At 46.0% G+C, this 20,483-nt stretch carries 13 protein-coding genes, 2 tRNA genes and 2 rRNA genes (1 of these 17 cut by a window edge); 5 read left to right on the forward strand and 12 right to left on the reverse strand.

Annotated features, from left to right (window positions below; all coding sequences use genetic code 11):
- The 4 genes from FBY58_RS07435 to FBY58_RS07450 all read right to left on the reverse strand — a co-directional run.
- Positions 1 to 216: ribosomal RNA gene (locus FBY58_RS07435) — 23S ribosomal RNA — on the reverse strand (it extends 2,575 nt beyond the left edge of the window).
- Between the two features lie 274 nt (positions 217 to 490).
- Positions 491 to 566 (reverse strand) — tRNA-Ala (locus tag FBY58_RS07440).
- Positions 567 to 589: 23 nt separating this feature from the next.
- Positions 590 to 666 (reverse strand) — tRNA-Ile (locus FBY58_RS07445).
- A 153-nt stretch (positions 667 to 819) separates the two neighbouring features.
- Positions 820 to 2,308: ribosomal RNA gene (locus FBY58_RS07450) — 16S ribosomal RNA — on the reverse strand.
- The 16S and 23S rRNA genes sit together here with 2 tRNA genes alongside, the layout of an rRNA operon.
- Positions 2,309 to 2,938: 630 nt before the next feature.
- On the opposite strand from FBY58_RS07450, the gene FBY58_RS07455 reads away from it, so the two are divergent.
- A complete protein-coding gene (locus FBY58_RS07455) occupies positions 2,939 to 3,235 on the forward strand; it encodes a putative quinol monooxygenase (protein ID WP_141920346.1) in 297 nt (98 codons plus the stop codon).
- A gap of 60 nt (positions 3,236 to 3,295) precedes the next feature.
- Here FBY58_RS07455 and FBY58_RS07460 read toward each other — a convergent pair whose 3' ends face one another.
- The 4 genes from FBY58_RS07460 to recF all read right to left on the reverse strand — a co-directional run bounded on the left by FBY58_RS07460 (position 3,296) and on the right by recF (position 8,807).
- Positions 3,296 to 3,787 (reverse strand): DNA-deoxyinosine glycosylase, encoded by a 492-nt coding sequence (locus tag FBY58_RS07460; protein ID WP_141920657.1) that lies wholly within the window; start codon positions 3,785 to 3,787, stop codon positions 3,296 to 3,298.
- A 107-nt stretch (positions 3,788 to 3,894) separates the two neighbouring features.
- Positions 3,895 to 4,506, reverse strand: coding sequence for a hypothetical protein (locus FBY58_RS07465; RefSeq protein WP_141920347.1), 612 nt, complete (start codon positions 4,504 to 4,506; stop codon positions 3,895 to 3,897).
- Between the two features lie 587 nt (positions 4,507 to 5,093).
- Positions 5,094 to 7,532: a DNA topoisomerase (ATP-hydrolyzing) subunit B gene (gene gyrB, locus FBY58_RS07470; RefSeq protein WP_141920348.1), complete on the reverse strand. Its 2,439-nt coding sequence runs from the start codon at positions 7,530 to 7,532 to the stop codon at positions 5,094 to 5,096.
- A 132-nt stretch (positions 7,533 to 7,664) separates the two neighbouring features.
- Positions 7,665 to 8,807, reverse strand: coding sequence for a DNA replication/repair protein RecF (gene recF / locus FBY58_RS07475; protein WP_141920349.1), 1,143 nt, complete (start codon positions 8,805 to 8,807; stop codon positions 7,665 to 7,667).
- Positions 8,808 to 8,921: 114 nt separating this feature from the next.
- On the opposite strand from recF, the gene bfr reads away from it, so the two are divergent.
- From bfr to uvrA, 3 genes are all read left to right on the forward strand, one after another.
- Complete coding sequence (gene bfr, locus FBY58_RS07480; protein ID WP_141920350.1) at positions 8,922 to 9,395, forward strand: bacterioferritin; 474 nt, start codon at positions 8,922 to 8,924, stop codon at positions 9,393 to 9,395.
- 12 nt (positions 9,396 to 9,407) lie between these two features.
- Positions 9,408 to 9,821, forward strand: a complete 414-nt coding sequence (locus tag FBY58_RS07485) for a hypothetical protein (protein WP_260432148.1) — start codon at positions 9,408 to 9,410, stop codon at positions 9,819 to 9,821.
- 172 nt (positions 9,822 to 9,993) lie between these two features.
- Entirely contained in the window at positions 9,994 to 12,834 is a 2,841-nt protein-coding gene (gene uvrA, locus FBY58_RS07490; RefSeq protein ID WP_141920351.1) for an excinuclease ABC subunit UvrA, read from the forward strand.
- A 269-nt stretch (positions 12,835 to 13,103) separates the two neighbouring features.
- Here uvrA and FBY58_RS07495 read toward each other — a convergent pair whose 3' ends face one another.
- The 4 genes from FBY58_RS07495 to FBY58_RS07510 form a co-directional block, all read right to left on the reverse strand.
- Positions 13,104 to 13,865 carry an ABC transporter ATP-binding protein gene (locus FBY58_RS07495; RefSeq protein WP_141920352.1) on the reverse strand — a complete coding sequence of 254 codons (762 nt, stop codon included), beginning with the start codon at positions 13,863 to 13,865 and terminating at the stop codon, positions 13,104 to 13,106.
- A gap of 8 nt (positions 13,866 to 13,873) precedes the next feature.
- The gene (locus FBY58_RS07500) at positions 13,874 to 14,656 is read right to left on the reverse strand and encodes an ABC transporter permease (protein WP_185738184.1); all 783 of its coding nucleotides are present in this window, start codon (positions 14,654 to 14,656) and stop codon (positions 13,874 to 13,876) included.
- 50 nt (positions 14,657 to 14,706) lie between these two features.
- The gene (gene alr, locus FBY58_RS07505) at positions 14,707 to 15,756 is read right to left on the reverse strand and encodes an alanine racemase (RefSeq protein ID WP_141920354.1); all 1,050 of its coding nucleotides are present in this window, start codon (positions 15,754 to 15,756) and stop codon (positions 14,707 to 14,709) included.
- Positions 15,757 to 15,840: 84 nt separating this feature from the next.
- Entirely contained in the window at positions 15,841 to 17,775 is a 1,935-nt protein-coding gene (locus FBY58_RS07510; RefSeq protein ID WP_141920355.1) for a M61 family metallopeptidase, read from the reverse strand.
- Positions 17,776 to 18,963: 1,188 nt separating this feature from the next.
- Between FBY58_RS07510 and yiaY the strand changes: the two genes are divergently transcribed.
- Positions 18,964 to 20,115 carry an L-threonine dehydrogenase gene (gene yiaY / locus FBY58_RS07515; RefSeq protein WP_141920356.1) on the forward strand — a complete coding sequence of 384 codons (1,152 nt, stop codon included), beginning with the start codon at positions 18,964 to 18,966 and terminating at the stop codon, positions 20,113 to 20,115.
- The last annotated feature ends 368 nt before the right edge of the window (positions 20,116 to 20,483 follow it).

A 20,483-nucleotide genomic window follows, 5' to 3' on the forward strand; every position in this document is an offset into this window, starting at 1 on the left:
TCACCAAAGCTATGTATTCACTTCAGTAATACCCTTCCCACCTAACTCCGCCACTGCCTAAGCAGTATCGAAATTAAATGGTGAGGGTGGGTTTCCCCATTCGGAAATCTACGGGTCAAAGATTGCTCACATCTCGCCGTAGCTTATCGCAGCGTGCCACGTCCTTCATCGCCTGTGTATGCCAAGGCATCCACCAAATGCTCTTACCTCACGCTTGAGAACTTCCACCATCAATATCAGAATTGCTTCTTCCACCGATGATGCTTTTTGTTAAATCTCAGCATCAATTGAATATCTTTACTTTATGCAACTTTCGTCTCTCAAACAGTCACAGAAGTGACCATCCGAAAACCGAAGTCGCGGCATCGATTTTCAATAATTCCATTCACAATTTCAAATAACATTCGGGAATGAATTCCCTAGCCTTCTGATATCATCAGAAGGATTCATTTTCTCTTCATCTTTTTTCGGAAAACAGCCAGAAAATTTCTGGTGGAGCCTATCGGGATCGAACCGATGACCTCAAGCTTGCAAAGCTAGCGCTCTCCCAACTGAGCTAAGGCCCCTTTGAAATTCCCTACCTGAACCATGGTGGGCCGGGGAGGAGTTGAACCTCCGACCTCACGCTTATCAGGCGTGCGCTCTAACCACCTGAGCTACCGGCCCATTGGCAATAGCACATAGGCTAACTTTACCACCATTAAGCATATTATATGCTCAACAGGCTTTTTCCAAGATGAAGGGACATGAGGACGGCGGAATTTTTGTATGTTCTATGTACAGTCAAACTATCTAAAAGATATGTTCGACTATCCTTAGAAAGGAGGTGATCCAGCCGCAGGTTCCCCTACGGCTACCTTGTTACGACTTCACCCCAGTCGCTAAACCCACCGTGGTCGCCTGCCTCCCTTACGGGTTAGCGCAGCGCCTTCGGGTGAATCCAACTCCCATGGTGTGACGGGCGGTGTGTACAAGGCCTGGGAACGTATTCACCGCGGCATGCTGATCCGCGATTACTAGCGATTCCGCCTTCATGCTCTCGAGTTGCAGAGAACAATCCGAACTGAGACGGCTTTTTGAGATTAGCTAACCTTTGCAGGCTTGCGGCCCTCTGTCACCGCCATTGTAGCACGTGTGTAGCCCAGCGCGTAAGGGCCATGAGGACTTGACGTCATCCCCACCTTCCTCCGGCTTATCACCGGCAGTTCCTCTAAAGTGCCCAACTTAATGATGGCAACTAGAGGTGAGGGTTGCGCTCGTTGCGGGACTTAACCCAACATCTCACGACACGAGCTGACGACAGCCATGCAGCACCTGTCTCTAATCCAGCCGGACTGAAGGGAAATGTCTCCATCTCCCGCGATTAGGATGTCAAACGCTGGTAAGGTTCTGCGCGTTGCTTCGAATTAAACCACATGCTCCACCGCTTGTGCAGGCCCCCGTCAATTTCTTTGAGTTTTAATCTTGCGACCGTACTCCCCAGGCGGATAACTTAATGCGTTAGCTCCGCCACCCAGATACCATGTACCCGGACAGCTAGTTATCATCGTTTACGGCGTGGACTACCAGGGTATCTAATCCTGTTTGCTACCCACGCTTTCGTACCTCAGCGTCAACTATAGACCAGTAAGTCGCCTTCGCCACTGGTGTTCTTCCGAATATCTACGAATTTCACCTCTACACTCGGAATTCCACTTACCTCTTCTATGTTCTAGTCTGACAGTCTCAAAGGCAGTTCCAGAGTTGAGCTCTGGGCTTTCACCCCTGACTTATCAAACCGCCTACGTACGCTTTACGCCCAGTAATTCCGAACAACGCTAGCTCCCTCCGTATTACCGCGGCTGCTGGCACGGAGTTAGCCGGAGCTTATTCTCCCGGTACTGTCATTATCATCCCGGGTAAAAGAGCTTTACAACCCTAAGGCCTTCTTCACTCACGCGGCATTGCTGGATCAGGGTTTCCCCCATTGTCCAATATTCCCCACTGCTGCCTCCCGTAGGAGTCTGGGCCGTGTCTCAGTCCCAGTGTGGCTGATCATCCTCTCAGACCAGCTATGGATCGTCGCCTTGGTAGGCCTTTACCCTACCAACTAGCTAATCCAACGCGGGCTTATCTTCAGGCGATAAATCTTTGATCTCTCGATATCATACGGTATTAGCTCGAGTTTCCCCTAGTTATTCCGTACCTGAAGGCAAATTCCCACGCGTTACGCACCCGTGCGCCACTAAGGCCGAAGCCTTCGTTCGACTTGCATGTGTTAAGCATGCCGCCAGCGTTCGTTCTGAGCCAGAATCAAACTCTCAAGTTCACTTCTTACCATCTAATCACCAGCCTAAACCAGCAATCAAACAGCCTTGAGCTTTTTGACTAAGGCGTTCTTGCACAAACTGCAGATAATTTAATATCTACAATCTAGACATATGAACGACCTAGGTGCTATCCGTAAACTCTAACTAACCCTAAAGTTAGCCAGACAAACCGAACAGCTCCGCCGTCCACATGTCCCTTCATTCTTACTCACAATGTCAAATAGCGAAAAACCTTCTTAACCCCTTGACTAACTCTAGTCAACCAAGAAGTTTGAATTCCTTCAAATTCTCGAAGATTTTCCCCTCGGTAAGCAACCCGTTTAGTGGGCCGCCCCGTCGGTGTGAAGGCCTTCTATGCATTTCACGCTACCCTTGCAAGCAAAAAATTCACATTTCTGTCAACTTTCTTATAACTACCTGTTTTTAAACAACTTTTTTGACGAAAATAGAACCAAATCAACGGAGTCCTCACATCAAATCTCGTGAAACTTTCTTCGCTTCCCCCTCCCCTTCTCCATAACCATTCAAGAAAAGCCAAAAAAACAGCCTTTCAATGCTGATTTCTACGCCCACGCCGCTATATTTATCCCGAGAACCACCCCTCGGGTTCCATCTTGAAGGAAAATAAAATGTCTACTGCTATTGATATTGTCGCCTCTGTTCAGGCGAAAGCCGGTCATGAAGACGAAGTTGAGAAACTCATCAAAGCGGCTGTACCGCCTGCCCGTGCCGAAGAAGGCAACATCAAATATGATGTGCATAAAGACCTTCAGCGGAAAGGCCATTTTGTTTTCATCGAACGTTGGGCAAATAATGCCGCGATTGGCATCCATGGTGGCACGCCGCATTTCCAGAAGTTAGTGAAAGATTTGCAGCCGGTCAGCGAAGGGCTGGATGTAACGTTTCTGGAATGTATTTCTGAATAAAACATTCATTGAAAGCAGTGTCTTTATCCCCAAAGGCACTGCTTCCTTATATTTAGAGTGTTATTCTAGGATAAATTTCTGGAGCGTTATCCAAGCGTCTCGCTTCACGGCATAAGGGACAGCATGCGCCGGACTGCTGGAAGGCAGGATAATGTAAGGTAGGTCTGCTGCTATTTTCTGTAGTTCTTTGATGCCTAATTGGCCGGCTTTTTGACCATTAAAGGCAATGGCCTTTAGATGAGGCAGATTATCTATCAAATTGCCTAGGGGATTGGGGCTGACATCTCGGATGTTACTATCAAGGCTGCCTTGCCTTTTGGCGGTTCCGATAACATCCCAGAGACCTATATGTTTGCGTAAAAGCGTCGCCAACCGTTCAGGATAGGCAGCAGCCTCTATATCTTCCCCTATAATATCACCGATCAGCCGCCAGAATTGATTGCGGGGATGTCCGTAATATTGCGCTTTTTCGAGTGAGGCGCCCCCCGGAAGGCTTCCTAGGATCAGTAAACGGGTATGGGCATCCGTTACTGGAGCAAAACAGCGGAGCATCGGATCAGGCAGCAAGTATTCTCTCCAGATCACCCTGATTTTTTTGGGGATTACTAACGAGTAATCTTAATTTTTTCCGCAAAGTAATCCCCAATCAACAATATTATCTATTCTCTCAAGTCATGTTCTTCAATCCAGCCTTTATTGGTCTGGATGAAAGCTAATTGCCCTTTTCTATGTTTTTCCAATAGGTTTTTCAATTCTGGCCACTGGGTCTGTAATTCGTTGTTTTGAGCCCAATCAGGTAAATCTTCAGGGGAGGTTGTAAAGATAACGCCTGAAAATTTAACGCCCCCAAAAGGAGAAGAGGCAGGCTCTGTGAAATTTTCAATGGTGTCTACTTTAAGATGCCCAGCACAAAATATTGTGTCCTTGTCTAAGAATTTTTTCCCTTTTTCCGTTAGAGAAAATGTTTTTTTGGGAATCAATTTTTTATCAAATAAATCAATGTAGTCCCCCTTACCCATAGTATCACTCACAGATAAGAGCCCAACTGACACTAAAGATTGTAATTTTGGAATATCACTGTCTTTTAATTCTAGTGATATTGGAAAACTTGTATTACGGAATTCTCTAACACTTAGCGGAATACAATGTTTTTGATAATATTGATTAACTGCTTTTTTAAAGTTTGATTCTGTAGGTAACTTTGGATCTGTATTACATGATATTGTAAATAGTGCTGGTATAATGCTCAAGGCGGCTAAATACAATTTCATTATTGTCATCCATATTTTTGTTACGAAAATAATTATCAAAATATACTATATAATATTATTTTTATTAATTGGGATATAACGAAAATCAAGGTGCAATGTTTACTATGTCACCCATCATAATAGATTGAAAATTAAATATATATAACAATATTTTACAATATTGTCTAAATGAACAAATCTAAATATTTAAAATCCAATCATAAAAACTCGATATTTTATCAAAAAATTGAGAAAATTTAAAAAACGGTAAGAGCCAGACAGCGATGCGGAAGAATTATCCCCGTTGGGACGACGATCGTTTAAAAGCGCAAAATAGGCCATAATTTTGGGGCTTCTATATATATTCTTCGCATAAGGAAGATTTCAAAGGTCAACTCATCCAAAAGAAAAATGGATCGAAAGACTTTGGTTGAAGATTTCTTGTAGCGACTAACCAAGATACAGAATGGTTATTCAGCATGATCGCTTTGGATAACCAAATCGCAGGTAACCAAGGAACATTTCTTATATTGAATACAAGTAAGGCTCAAAAAAAGCCGACCCGAAAAATTCAGGCCGGCTTTTATTAAAGCAGATTTAAACGGCTTTTAAACGTCTAGATTAGCAACCGACAGAGCATTCTGCTGGATAAAGTCGCGACGCGGTTCGACCACATCACCCATTAACCGTGAGAAAATCTCATCAGCGACATCCGCCTGTTCGACTTCGACCTTCAACATAGAACGGTTGGCGGGGTCTAATGTGGTTTCCCATAACTGTTCGGGATTCATTTCACCCAAACCTTTATAACGGGAAATTGACAAGCCCTTGCTACCAACAGCCAGAATGGCTTCGAAAAGCTGAGAAGGACGATAGATATATTGTCCGGCCTCTTCATCCATCTGCGCTGCCAAAGCGACCAAACGCGCCGGAGTATCTGACATATAGCTGTCAGCCTGTTCGGAAACGAGATGGTTAAGCTTTGCCGCTTCTGAAGAATGGATGAAATTCAGATCCAATGTATGGGCATCTGTAACGCCACGCCAGACACGGCGGAACAAGAAGCCTTCCGAGATCGCGTCCACTGACCAATGGGCATCTCTTTCGGAATCTGAACGATCCATGATATCCGCAACGCGTTTCATGGCATCGATCCGATTATCGTCAGCAATTTCAGGGCTGAACGCACCCGACAAAGCTGCCGTTTCAATCAGTTCCGGATTATAGCGTTTCGGCACATAGCTCATCAAAAGACGCATGCGGCGTGCATGTTCGACCATTTGATGAAGATCATTGCCTGAACGGTCACCCTGTGCGGTGTGCAGCATCATGCTGGCAACGCCGCCTTCCATCAGATAGCCATCAAGGGCGGCTTCGTCCTTGAGATAAACTTCTGAACGGTTTTTGGCGACTTTGAACAAAGGCGGCTGAGCAATGTAAAGATGGCCGTTTTCAATGATCGCAGGCATATGACGATAGAAGAACGTCAAAAGCAGCGTTCTGATATGCGCACCATCGACATCAGCATCGGTCATAATGACGATTTTGTGGTAGCGCAGCTTTTCAATTTTGAATTCGTCGCGGATACCCGTGCCTAAAGCCTGAATAAGCGTGCCGACTTCTTTTGAAGAAAGCATCCGGTCAAGGCGTGAGCGCTCGGTATTCAGGATTTTACCTTTTAACGGTAAAATCGCCTGATTATGGCGGTTACGGCCTTGTTTGGCGGAGCCGCCTGCGGAATCCCCTTCAACGATGAAGATTTCTGATTTGGTTGGATCGCGTTCCTGACAATCGGCCAATTTACCCGGCAATGAAGCGATATCCATAACGCCTTTACGACGCGTTAATTCACGGGCGCGTTTGGCGGCTTCACGAGCGGCCGCCGCGTCGATGATTTTTTGGATAATCACCTTGGCATGCGCCGGATTTTCTTCGAGCCATTCCGCCATTTTATCAGCCATCAGGCTTTCAAGCGGTTGACGGACTTCGGAAGAAACCAGTTTATCTTTGGTCTGGCTGGAGAATTTCGGATCAGGAAGCTTTACCGAAATAATAGCCGTCAGCCCTTCGCGCATATCATCGCCGGTGAGCTGAACTTTTTCTTTTTTCAATAAGCCAGATTTATCGGCGTAATTGTTTAATGTCCGCGTCAAAGCAGCTCGGAAAGCAGCAAGATGCGTTCCACCATCCCGTTGGGGAATATTATTGGTAAAGCAAAGAACCTGTTCATAATAGCTGTCGTTCCATTCGAGAGCGACATCAATTACCACATCATCACGGTCACCATGAATAGCGACTGGTTCAGGAATAAGAGCGGTTTTAGCGCGATCAAGCCATTTTACGAAAGCTGCGATACCGCCTTCATAATATAATTCGACCGTTTTTTCGGGATCGGGGCGTTTATCGGTCAGTTGTAACCGGACACCGGAATTCAAGAAGGCTAGTTCACGATAACGGTGTTCCAGCTTTTCAAAATTGAATTCGGTAATTTTGAAGGTGGCTTCTGAAGGCAGGAAGCGCACACGGGTGCCTCGTTTATCGGAAGGCCCGACAACCTGTAACGGTTCAACGGCAACGCCATGTTCGAAACGCATCCGATGTTCGTAGCCATCGCGCCAAACGGTCAGTTCCAGATAATTGCTGAGCGCGTTCACAACGGAAACGCCGACCCCATGCAGACCGCCGGAGACCTTATAGGCATTGCTGTTGGCGTTATTGTCGAATTTACCACCGGCATGAAGCTGGGTCATGATGACTTCAGCCGCCGAAACACCTTCTTCGGGATGGATACCGGTAGGGATACCACGACCATTATCTTCGACCGAAACCGAACCATCGTCATAAATTGCGATTTGAACCAGATCGCAATAACCGGCTAAGGCTTCGTCGATAGCGTTATCGGATACTTCGAACACCATGTGGTGCAGACCAGATCCGTCGTCCGTATCACCAATATACATACCTGGCCGTTTGCGAACGGCATCTAGTCCTCGCAGAACCTTGATAGATCCTGCATCATAATCGTCATGCTGTTTTGATGTTGCCATAACTTTTACTTATAACGGGCTGTGACGGATAACCCAAGCAAAAGCCGACTGATTTTAAAGGAATTATTCTATTATTTCCAAGCTAGGTAAAAAGCCTAGCGCTTTCGGATAACAGATAGATTTTATAGGTGGTCAAAAGTCGGTCAATATCTGCTCTTTATCGAGGTGGAAACGACAGGCCGAACTGCCCGCTTTGTCAAAGAGAGACGATTCGGTACCGCTCATCCAGACTTGCCCTCCTTTTGATCGCAGAATTTCGAATAGGATTTCTCGACGGGAGGGATCGAGATGGGCGGCGACTTCGTCCAGAAGGAGAACCGGCGGTTGTCCGTTTTTCTCGGTTATTAAATTCACCTGCGCCAAAATAAGCCCCAATAGCAAAGCTTTTTGCTCGCCGGTTGAAGTTTGATCGGCAGGCATTGATTTCGCATGATGAGCGACCTTTAAGTCAGCCCGATGAGGCCCCTGTAATGTACGACCGATAGCAGCATCACGCGACCGACTTTTTTGCCAAATATTTTGTAAATAAGGCATGATATCGGGTTGTTGATCAGCAGAAGCGCCGCCGAGTGGTTCGGTTATTTCAATGCCGTCATCCAAAAAGAGGTCCGCCTTGGCGAATGGGCTGTCTTCTTGTTGGTTAATTTGTTCCGATAACTGCTGGACAAGCTGTTGCCGAAAAAAAATAATATTGGCAGCTTGTTCTGCCATCATTTGTTCCAAACCGTCCAACCAAAGGGGATCATAGCCTTTTTCTTCGGCGAGTAATTTGTTGCGTTGCCGCATAGCTGCTTCGTAGCGGGTATAATGCCGCGCATGAGACGGAAAAATCGTCAGAGTCAAACGATCAAGAAAGCGGCGGCGAACAGAAGCACCTTCTAGAAAAAGCCTGTCCATTGCGGGGGTTAGCCATAATATCGCCAGCCATTCCGATAAAGAATTGGCGGAGGTCGCGACACCATTGACCCGCACCTGACGAGAGGAGGCTTTTGGCGTTAGACCAATACCAATAGTGACCGGATCGACCACGCCGGAAACCGCAAGTGGATGAAGCTTGGCAGAAATTGCAAAACCACCCTCTCCTTCCCTTCGAATAAGGTCAGAGAGCTGACTTCCTCGAAATCCCCGCCCCGGTGAAAGCAACGAAATCGCTTCCAGAATGTTTGTTTTACCGACACCATTTTCACCGGTCAGGATTACCAAACCTGCATCCGCCTGTAGTTGTGTCTTTTTGTGTGACCGGAAATCAGTAAGAGAAAGGCCGGATATAAACACAGTAATGCCCCGTTCCGATATAATTATGTGATAATAATATTGGGAAAGTAATTTTTTTATAATAAGATTATAATGTCGGCCTGATTAGGGCTTGCTAGCGAAAGGCACTGAACAATGAGCGCAGATCCCAAAATAATCGACCACCTTAACCGTCAGCTTACCAATGAATTGACTGTCATCAATCAATATTTTCTCCATGCCCGCAGTCTGGAGCATTGGGGCGTTTCCGTCCTTGCCAGAAAAGAGGCCGAAGAATCTATTGAAGAAAGAACCCATGCCGATGCTTTGATTGCGCGGATTTTTTATCTGGGCGGGCTACCCAATCTGCAACGCTATGAACCGATCACGGCCAGCGAAGATGTCCCAGCGGTTTTGAAAACCGATCTGCGTTTGGAAAAAAAGGCTGTCAGCGATTTGAAAGAAGCGATTATCTACGCTGAATCAACGCAGGATTTTGTTTCGCGCGATCTGTTTGTTAAGATTTTACTGGCTGAAGAAGCTCATATCGATTTCTTGAATACCCAGCTCAATCTGATCGAGTTGATGGGTGTTGATCGCTATATTCAGCATAATTCCGATCCGGCCTGATTTATCAGAATAATGGCTGCTGTGGAGCAGCGCTTCATGGCAGCTATGCCGCCGCAATATATCCAAAGAAGAAAAATCGTGCTGAAAAAGCTTTGCCTTGCAGGCATTTCAGGTTTTGTTGCCCTTGTTATTCCAATTTCGGCCATGGCCTATCCCCATACTCATCATTATGGCCGGTCGGGTTATATTCGTAGCGGGCGTTCATCCGGTTATTTGAGGGGATATAACCAATCCGGCTATATCCATAATTATGGTTGGTCAGGTTATGCGCCGCAATATGGATCGATAGGTTATAACCGGCGTTATAATCCTTATAACCATAACCCATTCCGATATAACCACAGCTATAATCATCTGGATAAGCAGCTTTTATATCCGTCGAACCGCTGGCAAAATACCTATCGCTATGATGATTATGCCCGATAACGCGACGATAATTATTTTGCGCCGCTTTCCAGATATTTTAGCGGATAATAATTTTTGATTGCGGAATCCCCTTGTAGAACAAAAGAAGAATATCCATCTCTTTTTTTCGCTTTTGATTGACATTGCTTCATCACCAGACCCCATTTTCTGAACGATAGGATCATTGCCTGTTATGCTTTCGACTATTTCTATTCGCGGCGCCCGCGAACATAATCTCAAAGATGTTTCGATCGATATTCCGCGCAATAAACTTGTCGTCATGACGGGCTTGTCGGGGTCTGGAAAATCCAGTCTGGCTTTTGATACTATTTATGCCGAAGGACAGCGGCGTTATGTCGAATCTTTATCGGCTTATGCGCGCCAATTTCTGGAAATGATGCAAAAGCCTGATGTCGATCATATTGAGGGTTTATCCCCCGCGATTTCTATCGAGCAGAAAACAACCAGCAAAAATCCGCGTTCGACGGTCGCCACCGTGACTGAAATTTACGACTATATGCGGCTGTTATGGGCGCGGGTTGGGATTCCTTATTCTCCGGCAACAGGGCTTCCGATTACGGCGCAGACCGTGAGCCAGATGGTTGATCGGGTTATAGCTTTGCCAGAAGGCAGTCGTCTTCATTTATTGGCACCAGTCGTTCGCGGCAGAAAAGGCGAATATCGAAAAGAAATTGCGGAATGGCAGAAAGCGGGCTTTTCGCGGTTGCGGATTGATGGTGAATATCACCTGATCGAAGATGCTCCGAAAATCGACAAAAAGCGCAAACATAATATTGATGTCGTTGTCGATCGTTTGGTTGTTAGAGAAGGCATCGAAACGCGATTGGCGCAATCACTGGAAACGGCCTTGAAATTGGCAGATGGGATCGCCGTTATAGAGCCCGCCGACGAAGGCAGTTTTAAACCCTTACTTTTTTCCGAGCATTTTTCTTGTCCGGTATCCGGTTTTACCATTCCAGAAATTGAGCCGCGTTTATTTTCATTCAATGCGCCGCAAGGTGCCTGCCCTGCCTGTGACGGGTTGGGAGAAAAACCGTATTTTGATGTCCGTTTGATTGTGCCGAATGAGTCTCTTTCTTTGAAGAAAGGGGCATTGATGCCTTGGGCAAGAAGCACGCCGCCTAGCCCTTATTATATGCAAATTTTGTCTAGTTTGGCGCGGCATTACGATTTTTCATTGGATACCGCATGGAATAAATTACCCGAAAAAATTCAGCAGGTTATCCTTTTTGGTAGCGAGGGTGAGATTATTCCCCTTCGCTTTACAGAAGGAAATCAGGTTTACGAGGTCGAGAAAGCTTTTGAAGGCGTTATCCACAATCTGGAAAGACGGTTGTTAACGACGGATAGCGAAAGCATTCGAGAAGATATCGGACGGTATCAATCGGCGGCACCTTGTGAAGTCTGTCATGGTGCTAGATTGAAGCCGGAGGCTTTGGCAGTATTGATCGATCATCATAATATTTATGATGTGACCAAGATGACCGTTAAACCGGCTTTGGAATTTTTCAAGCAATTGCCTGAGAAATTGACGCCTGCCCAAAATCAAATTGCCGAGCGGATTTTAAAAGAAATCATCGAGAGGCTGGGTTTCCTTGATAATGTCGGGCTGGATTATTTGAGTCTTGACCGTTCTTCCGGCACGCTGTCAGGTGGCGAAAGCCAGCGTATCCGGCTTGCCAGTCAGATTGGTTCTGGCCTGTCTGGTGTTCTTTATGTTTTGGATGAGCCTTCGATTGGTTTGCATCAACGCGATAATGACCGCTTGCTGGAAACACTAAAAAGGCTGCGCGATTTAGGCAATTCGGTTCTGGTGGTCGAGCATGATGAAGATGCCATTCGGCTCGCCGATTTCGTCGTCGATATGGGCCCCGGTGCGGGTGCCATGGGCGGAGAAATTATTGCCGTTGGTTCGCCACAAGATATCATTGATTGCCCCGAGAGTTTGACGGGTGCCTATCTTTCAGGTCGGCGAGAAATCGAAATTCCTGAAAAGAGGCGAAAAGGTAATGGCAAAAAGCTGACGATTAAAGGCGCGACAGCCAATAACCTTCAAAATGTGACGGCATCAGTGCCTTTGGGCACCTTTACCTGTGTCACGGGGGTTTCCGGTTCCGGTAAATCCAGCCTTATTTTGGATACGCTCTATACGGCGGCGGCAAGAGAATTAAATGGCGCGCGGTTGCTGAGCGGTGACTATAAATCCATTTCGGGATTAGAGCATCTTGATAAGGTGATTGATATCGATCAATCGCCGATCGGTCGCACGCCGCGTTCTAATCCGGCGACCTATACGGGGGCGTTTACCGCTATTCGTGAATGGTTTGCCCGTTTACCCGAAGCGCAGGCGCGCGGTTATAAAGCCGGTCGTTTCAGCTTCAATGTCAAAGGCGGACGGTGTGAGGCCTGTCAGGGAGATGGTGTCAAAAAGATCGAGATGCATTTCTTGCCGGATGTCTATGTCACTTGTGATGTTTGTAATGGGGCGCGGTATAATCGGGAAACGCAGGAAGTTAAATTCAAGGGCAAATCTATTGCAGATGTCCTTGATATGACCGTCGATCAGGCTGCTGAGTTTTTCGATGCTGTGCCGCCTATTCGTGACAAGATGGCGATGCTGTCCCGTGTCGGTTTGGGATATATCAAGGTCGGCCAACAGGCGACGACCCTTTCCGGCGGTGAAGCCCAACGGGTTAAATTGGCAAAAGAGTTATCCAAGCGGGCAACGGGTCGCACCCTTTATATTTTAGATGAACCAACAACGGGTTTGCATTTTGAAGATGTGCGAAAATTGCTGGAAGTGCTGAATGCGCTGGTTGATCAGGGCAATAGCATTGTCGTGATTGAGCATAATTTGGATGTAATCAAAACAGCAGATTGGCTTATTGATTTGGGTCCAGAAGGTGGCACCGGTGGTGGCCAGATTGTAGCAGCAGGAACGCCGGAAAAGGTAGCAGAGACCGAAGGCAGTTATACCGGCCATTATTTAAAACGGATGTTGGGTAAGAAATGAAGAGAATAACTATCGATTTTCACTTTTATGGATATATAATTGAATAAGATTCAACCTTAATATCTAGCTGCTATTCCAGAATAGCGGCTTCGTTTTTTGTGCAAAAATTGTATCTGGATCAGATTCAATTGACTGTAAAAAATACAATTTTCATTTTTAATAAAATTTTTAGTTCGAAGTATTCAATTATTTATAATAATGTCTGTTATTATATTATTTTTTCGATCTAACATCTTACAAGCATTTTTGACTATTTAGCATTGGTCTTATCAATGCAAAGGCCCTTCGGCTTTACGGTCGAAGAACTGCCGGACATAGGGATTATCGGTTGTCCGAAGATCATGGGTATTGCCGATCCAGATGATCTGCCCTTGATGTAAAAAGGCAATTTTATCAGCGATTTTGCAGACTGAAGCCATATCATGGGTAATGGTGATTGCAGTCATCCCATTATCGCGCACCAGACTAAGCGTCAGGTCATCAATAACATCGGAACGAATGGGATCTAGCCCTGCGGTCGGCTCATCAAAAAGCAAGATTTCTGGTTTGGCAGCGATTGCCCGCGCAATAGCCACCCGTTTTTGCATACCGCCCGACAGCTCGCCGGAACGAAGATTAAGAATACGGTCATCTAGCCCGACCCGAGCCAGATATTCGCTAGCTAATTTTTGCATTTTTGCGGTATCCCGCAAATGGCCTTGTGTGATGGCAAAAGTGATATTGCGCCAAACAGGCAAGGAATCGAATAACGCCCCACCTTGGAACAGCATACCGATATGATCGCGAATATTGGCCAGCTGGGCTTGGGACATTTTTTCAATATCCTGCCCTTCGATTTCGATAGAGCCGGCATCGGGTTCAATCAGTCCCAAGATGGTTTTAAGCAAAACGGATTTGCCGCCGCCGGACTGGCCGATAATCACAACAGACTGACCGGCTTCGATATCGAGATCAACGCCTTGTAAAACAGCATGGTCTCCGAAAGATTTTTTCAACCCGCGAATCCGGATGAGGGGATGTGTTTGAGGCATAAAAATCTTTATCCGAAAAAGAACATAGTAATCATCAGGTTCGAAAACAGGATCATGATAAACGCGCTGACAACGGCACGCGTCGTAGAACGACCGACACCAGCGGCACCACCGCTAGCAAAAAATCCGTTATAGCAACCCAGCAAGGCCATAAGAAAACCGAAGACGGCAGCTTTTACCAAAGCCATATGGACATCTTCTGCCCGCAGAAATTCGCGCGTCACCTTGAGATAGTTTTCAGGGTTGAAGCCTAATTTGCTGATCGAAAGCAAATAGCCCCCGAAAATACCAATAACATTGGCCAACATGACCAATACTGGCAAAGCGATTGTTGCAGCATAAAGACGCGGTGCCAAAAGATAGCGATAGGGATCGGTATGTAATGTTTCCATGGCATCGATTTGTTCGGTGACCCGCATCGCACCTAATTCGGCAGCGATAGCCGAAGTCACCCGACCAACCACCATCAACCCGACCAAAACGGGCCCTAATTCACGCACCATGCCGATAACGACCGCTGCCGGAACAGTGGATTGCGCCGAAAAGCGGCTGGCTGCGGAATAGACTTGTTGTGCCAAGGCCGAGCCGGTAAAAACAGCGGTCAAGGCCACAACCGGAAGCGAATTCCAGCCTATTTCAAAGACTTCGTGAAAGAAGCGTCCGGGATAATAAGGTGGCAAAGCACCCCGATAAAGGATCATTGCCCCAAAACGGGTTATCCGGCCGATGCTAGCCAAAAGAGCGATAAAAAAACGACCGATAGCGGCCAAGCACCGAATAGGGAAAAGCAACGCTGATCCACTCCTTACAGGTAATATTTGTTTGTCATTGGGTGGCGATATCATACCGTCTGCCAGACAGATTGGTAACGATGTCCCAAGCCTGTCAGTAATTCATATTGCGATAATCCGGTCTGTTGTGCCGCAGAGGGTAACGTAAAATCAACAGAGAACCAATCGCCTTCACCCGCCGTCAACCCATCAGGCAAGGCTACGGTAATCATATCCATTGAAACCCGACCTGCCAAAGGACAGACAACACCGTCTTTGACCGCCTGCCCTTTTTCGAAAAAGGCGCGCCAATAGCCATCGGCATAGCCGACATGTAAAATAGCGATCCGCATTTTTCGGGGCGCAGTGAAACAGACGCCATAACCGATACCTTCACCGGCTTCGACTTCCCTTACCTGTATCGCCTGCGCAGAAATACCAACGACTTGTTTCAACACGCCTTCGGCTTTTTCAACGGGAAGGCCGCCGTAAAGTGCCAAGCCGGGACGTGCCAGATCGAAATGATAGGCTTTATCGAGAAAAATACCGGCAGAATTGGCGAGGCTATATCTTTTAGCCTGTTTTCTGGCGGCTAAGATCCGAAAACGGTCAAGCTGTATTTGATTGAGAAGATGGTCAATTTCGTCAGCGCAAGCAAGGTGGCTCAATAGATTTTCGATCTGAAGCCCATCAAGAAGGCCTGATCCCGCTTCCTCCATTGAAAGCCCAAGGCGATTCATGCCTGTATCGACCATCACATCACAAGGACGATCTGGCGCGTAACTTTTCCAACGGGCAATCATGGTTGGACTGCATAAAACTGGTTTGACTGATGAAGTCAGCGCATAACCAAGGTCTTCTTCGCGGAGACCATGCAGAACAGAAAGAGAGAAGTCTTTTTCAGAGGAATCCAACAAGCGCGCTTCGTCCCAACTGGCAACGAAGAAGTCGCGGCATCCGGCCTGTGCCAGATAATGGCGAACGCGTTCAGCACCCAGACCATAGCCATTGGCTTTGATAGCGGCGCCGCAATTTCCAGCCGTCATCCGGTTCAAACTCTGCCAGTTTGCCATCAGGGCTGATTTGTCTAATTCCAGACGGAGAGGAGAAGAAATTTGCACCTTTTAGTCAATAAGGCTGAAAAAGCAGTCAGGCAAGTATCTAATCAGCCTGCAAACCTGACTGCCTTTCATCTTGGATCAAGATTAGTTTTTAGGGGCTAACAAATCTTCGAGATAGCTATGCGTCTTTTCGATTTTTTCGAGACGCGGATAGCGCAATCCATCATAATAAGGGATAGCGACATCACGATAGTTATCACCTTGTTTGATCAGCAACTTGATCGGCGTTTTGGAGGTCTTGGCATTTTTGACTGCGGTTTTCAGCAGATCAGACGTAAAAGCATGGCCGTCGACCGCGACCAATTCGCTTCCAACGGTCAAGCCAGCATTAAAGGCGGCGCTATCCCACATTACAGAAGAGACCTTGCCTTTTTCCGAGGTTGATAATCCCAAAGAGAAAGACAGATCAGCCATGTGGCGAGCGCTTTCAACGCCTTTGATCCAGCTGGTTGGTTCATCGCTGTAGACCAGTTTATAACCGCCGCGCGTAATCCAATCCAAAGGTGCATGGGTGGAACGCTGGTTCAAACGCTGGTTAAAGAAGGATGCCCAGTCATAAGGCATAATGTCATTCAAGGTTTTGATGACATCATCAGAGGTATAGGTCAGTTCACCCCAATCACGATCACGCATCCCAAAGAAGGCTTTGGCGAAATCGTCTAATGAGCGTTTACCATGGGTCTGCTGACGCAAAAGGCTATCAACATCCAGCCAGATTAACTGACCTTCACTATAATAGTCTTCGGAGCGCTGCCAACTCATCCAGCCTTTCGGACGGCGTTGCGAAATAATCGGATCGTTGGTGGTATCTTCTACCGGACGCCAACGGCGGCCTGCCCGATTGTCATAAGTTGCAGCCACCAGAGCCAAAGCTTCGAGCGCATCTTTTTGTTGCCACAGGCCAGAACGGGCAGCCAAGACATAACCCCAGAATTGGGTTTGACCTTCATAGACCCAAAGCAGGCTATCCCGCATCGGGGTTTTATAATCGGGTGTCCAAAGATCAGCCGGACGACGATATTTACCATCCCAGCTATGGTTATATTCATGCGCCAACAAATCACGACCAACAGCGGATTTGTCCCATTTCGAGAAATAGTCAGCCCCTTCGCCATCTTCGGAAGACTGATGATGTTCTAATCCGATACCGCCCAGCTTGTCAGATAAGGCCAGCAAGAAATCATAATGGCTATAATGTTGAGCGCCATAAAGTTTGACGGCTTGGGTAATCAACTGGCGATGGGCATCCAGTTGCTTGTCCGTCATCACCATATCTTCGGGCTTATCCGCGATCAGGTTAAGACGCACGCCAGGAGCAAGCGTTTCTGTCCGCGTATAGCGACCAGCCATAACCGGCGAATCGATCAACGTATCGAAATCGGTTACCTTATATTGGATAACGTTAGGCGATTGGCCGTCCGGCGTCATACCACTGACTTCTAAAGCAGAGGCGGACTTCCAACCGGTGGGATAGATAACCGTAGGCTGGATCTGGATTTGACGAGTAAAATATCCAGCGGGATAAAATGCCAGCGTATTCCACTGTAAATTGACCATTTCAGGCGTGGACTGAATTCTGCCCTGCGACTCCGAGGTTGGAGCGAGATATTGATATTGTGCCGTGATTTCTGTCACGCCAGCGGGAATATCCAGATGAAAAGCATAAACATCAACCGGATCACGTTGCCATGGAATAACCTGATTATTGGCTGTGACGATCAAACCGGCAAGTTTTTCGATCGGACCTGATGGGCTATGATGCCCCGGCAACCATTCGGGATAGAGTAAAGTAAGGGCACCAGACTGAACCGGGATCGTTTCTATTACCCGAACAATGCCCCGTTGGGTGTCTGTCGCATCAACATTAAGACGGATCAAACCGTCATAAGGTTTGTCAACGGCGACCGGAATTGTTTGCGTAATTGCGGTTGGCTGTGGCGCGGTATTACCTGCAGGAATAGCCTGTGCTTGCCAAGCAATTGCGGTAGTCACAAGAAAAAGTGACAGATGGCGTTTCATAAAAATATATCCCCCCATTGAATCATTGTTTCCAAAACGACATCATCTTACTGATTTTTGTTTAAAAACAACAAAGAATATCTCTTTGGAACTCTAAAAGCATAAAATATCCTAATCCATATAAAAACCGCTAAAATTTTCAGAATTTTCTTTTATTTTCCGATTATCGCGGCAAAAAAATTGGTCTTTTTGCATTTTTTCCCAAAAGGATTAGAGACTGTTTTTTGTGACAGGAAAGCTGTCCAAAGACCCTACATTTCTTTTTCGCTATTGATCGTATCAAAAATGGAAACGATAATTTTCGTTTTTTTCTATTTTTATTATGCGCGAATATCCCTATTTCGACTGGGCGGGTGGCGGTAGCACTTCCCCCCCCTCCTCCTCAAGCTACCGCGACCCCCATTTTCCACCTAGTCAGGCTATTCCTTCAAAAAATCCCATTTTGTTTGTTTATTTCAACTGCGCAAATTATTTAAATATCGCAATATCCTTTTATTTTAAAATACCACAATTTATAGTCTGTATTTCAAAGCAAATGATGTTTGCTTGCTCTTTATTTATGGCATTGGACCGATATTTTATGAGTAAATTGGAATCAAAATGAAATAACTGGATTCTTTTTATGCTTATCTTTCGCGATTTCATCTGATCAACAAATAAAATAAACCATATAAAAGAATTTAATTCCAAAAAATTATCATTAAGTATTTATAAATTAAACATTTTATTTAAAATTTGTTACTTTAATTTAATTATAAAAAGCAACAACCATAACCTTATTATAAATAAAATCTTCACAATAAAAAGTGAACTTTTTCATAATTTGCATAAGTCTTAATATAAAAAATACATATTTAGAAAGAACACGCGGCCTTGCTCATCGTCGCTGGCGCGAGTAGAAAAATCTTGGCTTTCAGAAAAAGAGGTCGCTTCATAAAGACAGACCGTTGGTCTGGAATAAAAGTAAGCCCCCCTTGATCTGATGAAACTGATAGACATATTGCTTTTGCGCTTCCCGATGACTGAAAATGCGTAAAATCGATGATTTTACTTGTTGTCAGAAAAAACGGACTGAAAAAACAGTTTGGGATACGGGGTAAAAACGCAAAAACAATAGAAAGTAATAGGGTAGAAATGGTTGTTTCTGCTTTGTTGCTTTAAACTAGTATGTAGGGTGAGGTTATAGCTATGGCTTCTTCGACTTTTTATATTCCTTTCGTCAACGAAATGGGCGAAGGTGCGCTTGAAAAAGCAATCAAGGATCTTAACGGCAGCGGTTTCAAACACGCTTTGATCGTTTCTGATGCTTTCATGAACAAATCCGGTGTTGTTAAGCAGGTTGCTGACCTGTTGAAAGCACAGGGCATTGATTCTGCTGTTTATGATGGCGTGATGCCGAACCCGACTGTTACCGCAGTTCTGGACGGCCTCAAGATTCTGAAAGAACACAATTCAGACCTCGTTGTTTCTCTCGGTGGTGGTTCACCGCATGACTGTGCCAAGGCCGTTGCTTTGGTCGCAACCAATGGTGGCGAAGTCAAAGACTACGAAGGTATCGACAAATCCAAGAAACCTGCCCTGCCTTTGATGTCGATCAACACCACGGCTGGTACGGCTTCCGAAATGACGCGTTTCTGCATCATCACCGATGAAGTCCGTCATGTTAAGATGGCCATTGTTGACCGTCACGTTACCCCGATGGTTTCCGTCAACGATCCTTTGTTGATGGTTGGTATGCCTAAAGGTCTGACCGCTGCAACCGGTATGGACGCTCTGACGCATGCTTTTGAAGCTTACTCTTCAACGGCTGCTGATCCGATCACCGATGCTTGCGCATTGAAGGCCGCTGCAATGATCGCCAAGAACCTGAAGGCTGCTTGCGACAACGGTAAAGACATGGCTGCTCGTGAAGCTATGGCTTATGCTGAATTCCTGGCTGGTATGGCATTCAACAATGCTTCGCTCGGTTATGTCCATGCAATGGCTCATCAGTTGGGCGGTTACTACAACCTGCCGCATGGTGTCTGCAACGCAGTTCTGCTTCCGCATGTTCTGGCTTATAACGCCACTGCCGTTGCTGGTCGTCTGAAAGACGTTGGTGTTGCTATGGGTCTCGATATCGCCAAATTGGGTGATAAAGAAGGCGCAGAAGCCACCATTCAGGCCGTTCGCGATCTGGCTGCTTCCATCGGTATTCCGGCAAACCTGACCGAACTGGGTGCCAAGAAAGAAGATGTGCCGCTTCTTGCTGATCACGCTCTGAAAGATGCTTGTGCTCTGACCAACCCGCGTCAGGGTACTCAGAAAGAAGTTGAAGAACTCTTCCTGAGCGCTTTCTAATTTCAAAACAGTAAAACGGATTTCATCCGTTCTGCTTTGATATTTAAGCAAACGATGCCTCCGGTTTTTAATCGGAGGCATTTGTTTTTATTTGTTGCCAAAATGAAAAATATTATTACGAATTTTTATGAGACATTAAGCTTACCGTCATAAAAAATTTGTAATACAGCTTAATTATCAGGATCTCCGGCAAAATTTCAGAAATGACATGCCCCATTTGGGCCTATAGCCGTAGATAATTTGATAGCTGACATTTCACCGGCCTATTTTATTATTTTTACAACTAGGCGTTGAAAGTGTACAGAAAAGCCGCGTTTGCCTTTTAAGGCAACGAAATATTTTTCAGATGAAGTCTTTACCTTTTAAAA

This window comes from Zymomonas mobilis (assembly GCF_006715975.1).
GTDB classification, from domain to species: domain Bacteria; phylum Pseudomonadota; class Alphaproteobacteria; order Sphingomonadales; family Sphingomonadaceae; genus Zymomonas; species Zymomonas mobilis_B.

What these genes read in the sequence shown, in the direction of transcription:
- FBY58_RS07455 (WP_141920346.1), top strand. Translation starts at nt 2,939, where the DNA reads ATGTCTACTGCTATTGATATTGTCGCCTCTGTTCAGGCGAAAGCCGGT.
- FBY58_RS07460 (WP_141920657.1), bottom strand. Translation starts at nt 3,787, where the DNA reads ATGCTCCGCTGTTTTGCTCCAGTAACGGATGCCCATACCCGTTTACTG.
- FBY58_RS07465 (WP_141920347.1), bottom strand. Translation starts at nt 4,506, where the DNA reads ATGAAATTGTATTTAGCCGCCTTGAGCATTATACCAGCACTATTTACA.
- gyrB (WP_141920348.1), bottom strand. Translation starts at nt 7,532, where the DNA reads ATGGCAACATCAAAACAGCATGACGATTATGATGCAGGATCTATCAAG.
- bfr (WP_141920350.1), top strand. Translation starts at nt 8,922, where the DNA reads ATGAGCGCAGATCCCAAAATAATCGACCACCTTAACCGTCAGCTTACC.
- FBY58_RS07485 (WP_260432148.1), top strand. Translation starts at nt 9,408, where the DNA reads ATGGCTGCTGTGGAGCAGCGCTTCATGGCAGCTATGCCGCCGCAATAT.
- uvrA (WP_141920351.1), top strand. Translation starts at nt 9,994, where the DNA reads ATGCTTTCGACTATTTCTATTCGCGGCGCCCGCGAACATAATCTCAAA.
- FBY58_RS07495 (WP_141920352.1), bottom strand. Translation starts at nt 13,865, where the DNA reads ATGCCTCAAACACATCCCCTCATCCGGATTCGCGGGTTGAAAAAATCT.
- FBY58_RS07510 (WP_141920355.1), bottom strand. Translation starts at nt 17,775, where the DNA reads ATGAAACGCCATCTGTCACTTTTTCTTGTGACTACCGCAATTGCTTGG.
- yiaY (WP_141920356.1), top strand. Translation starts at nt 18,964, where the DNA reads ATGGCTTCTTCGACTTTTTATATTCCTTTCGTCAACGAAATGGGCGAA.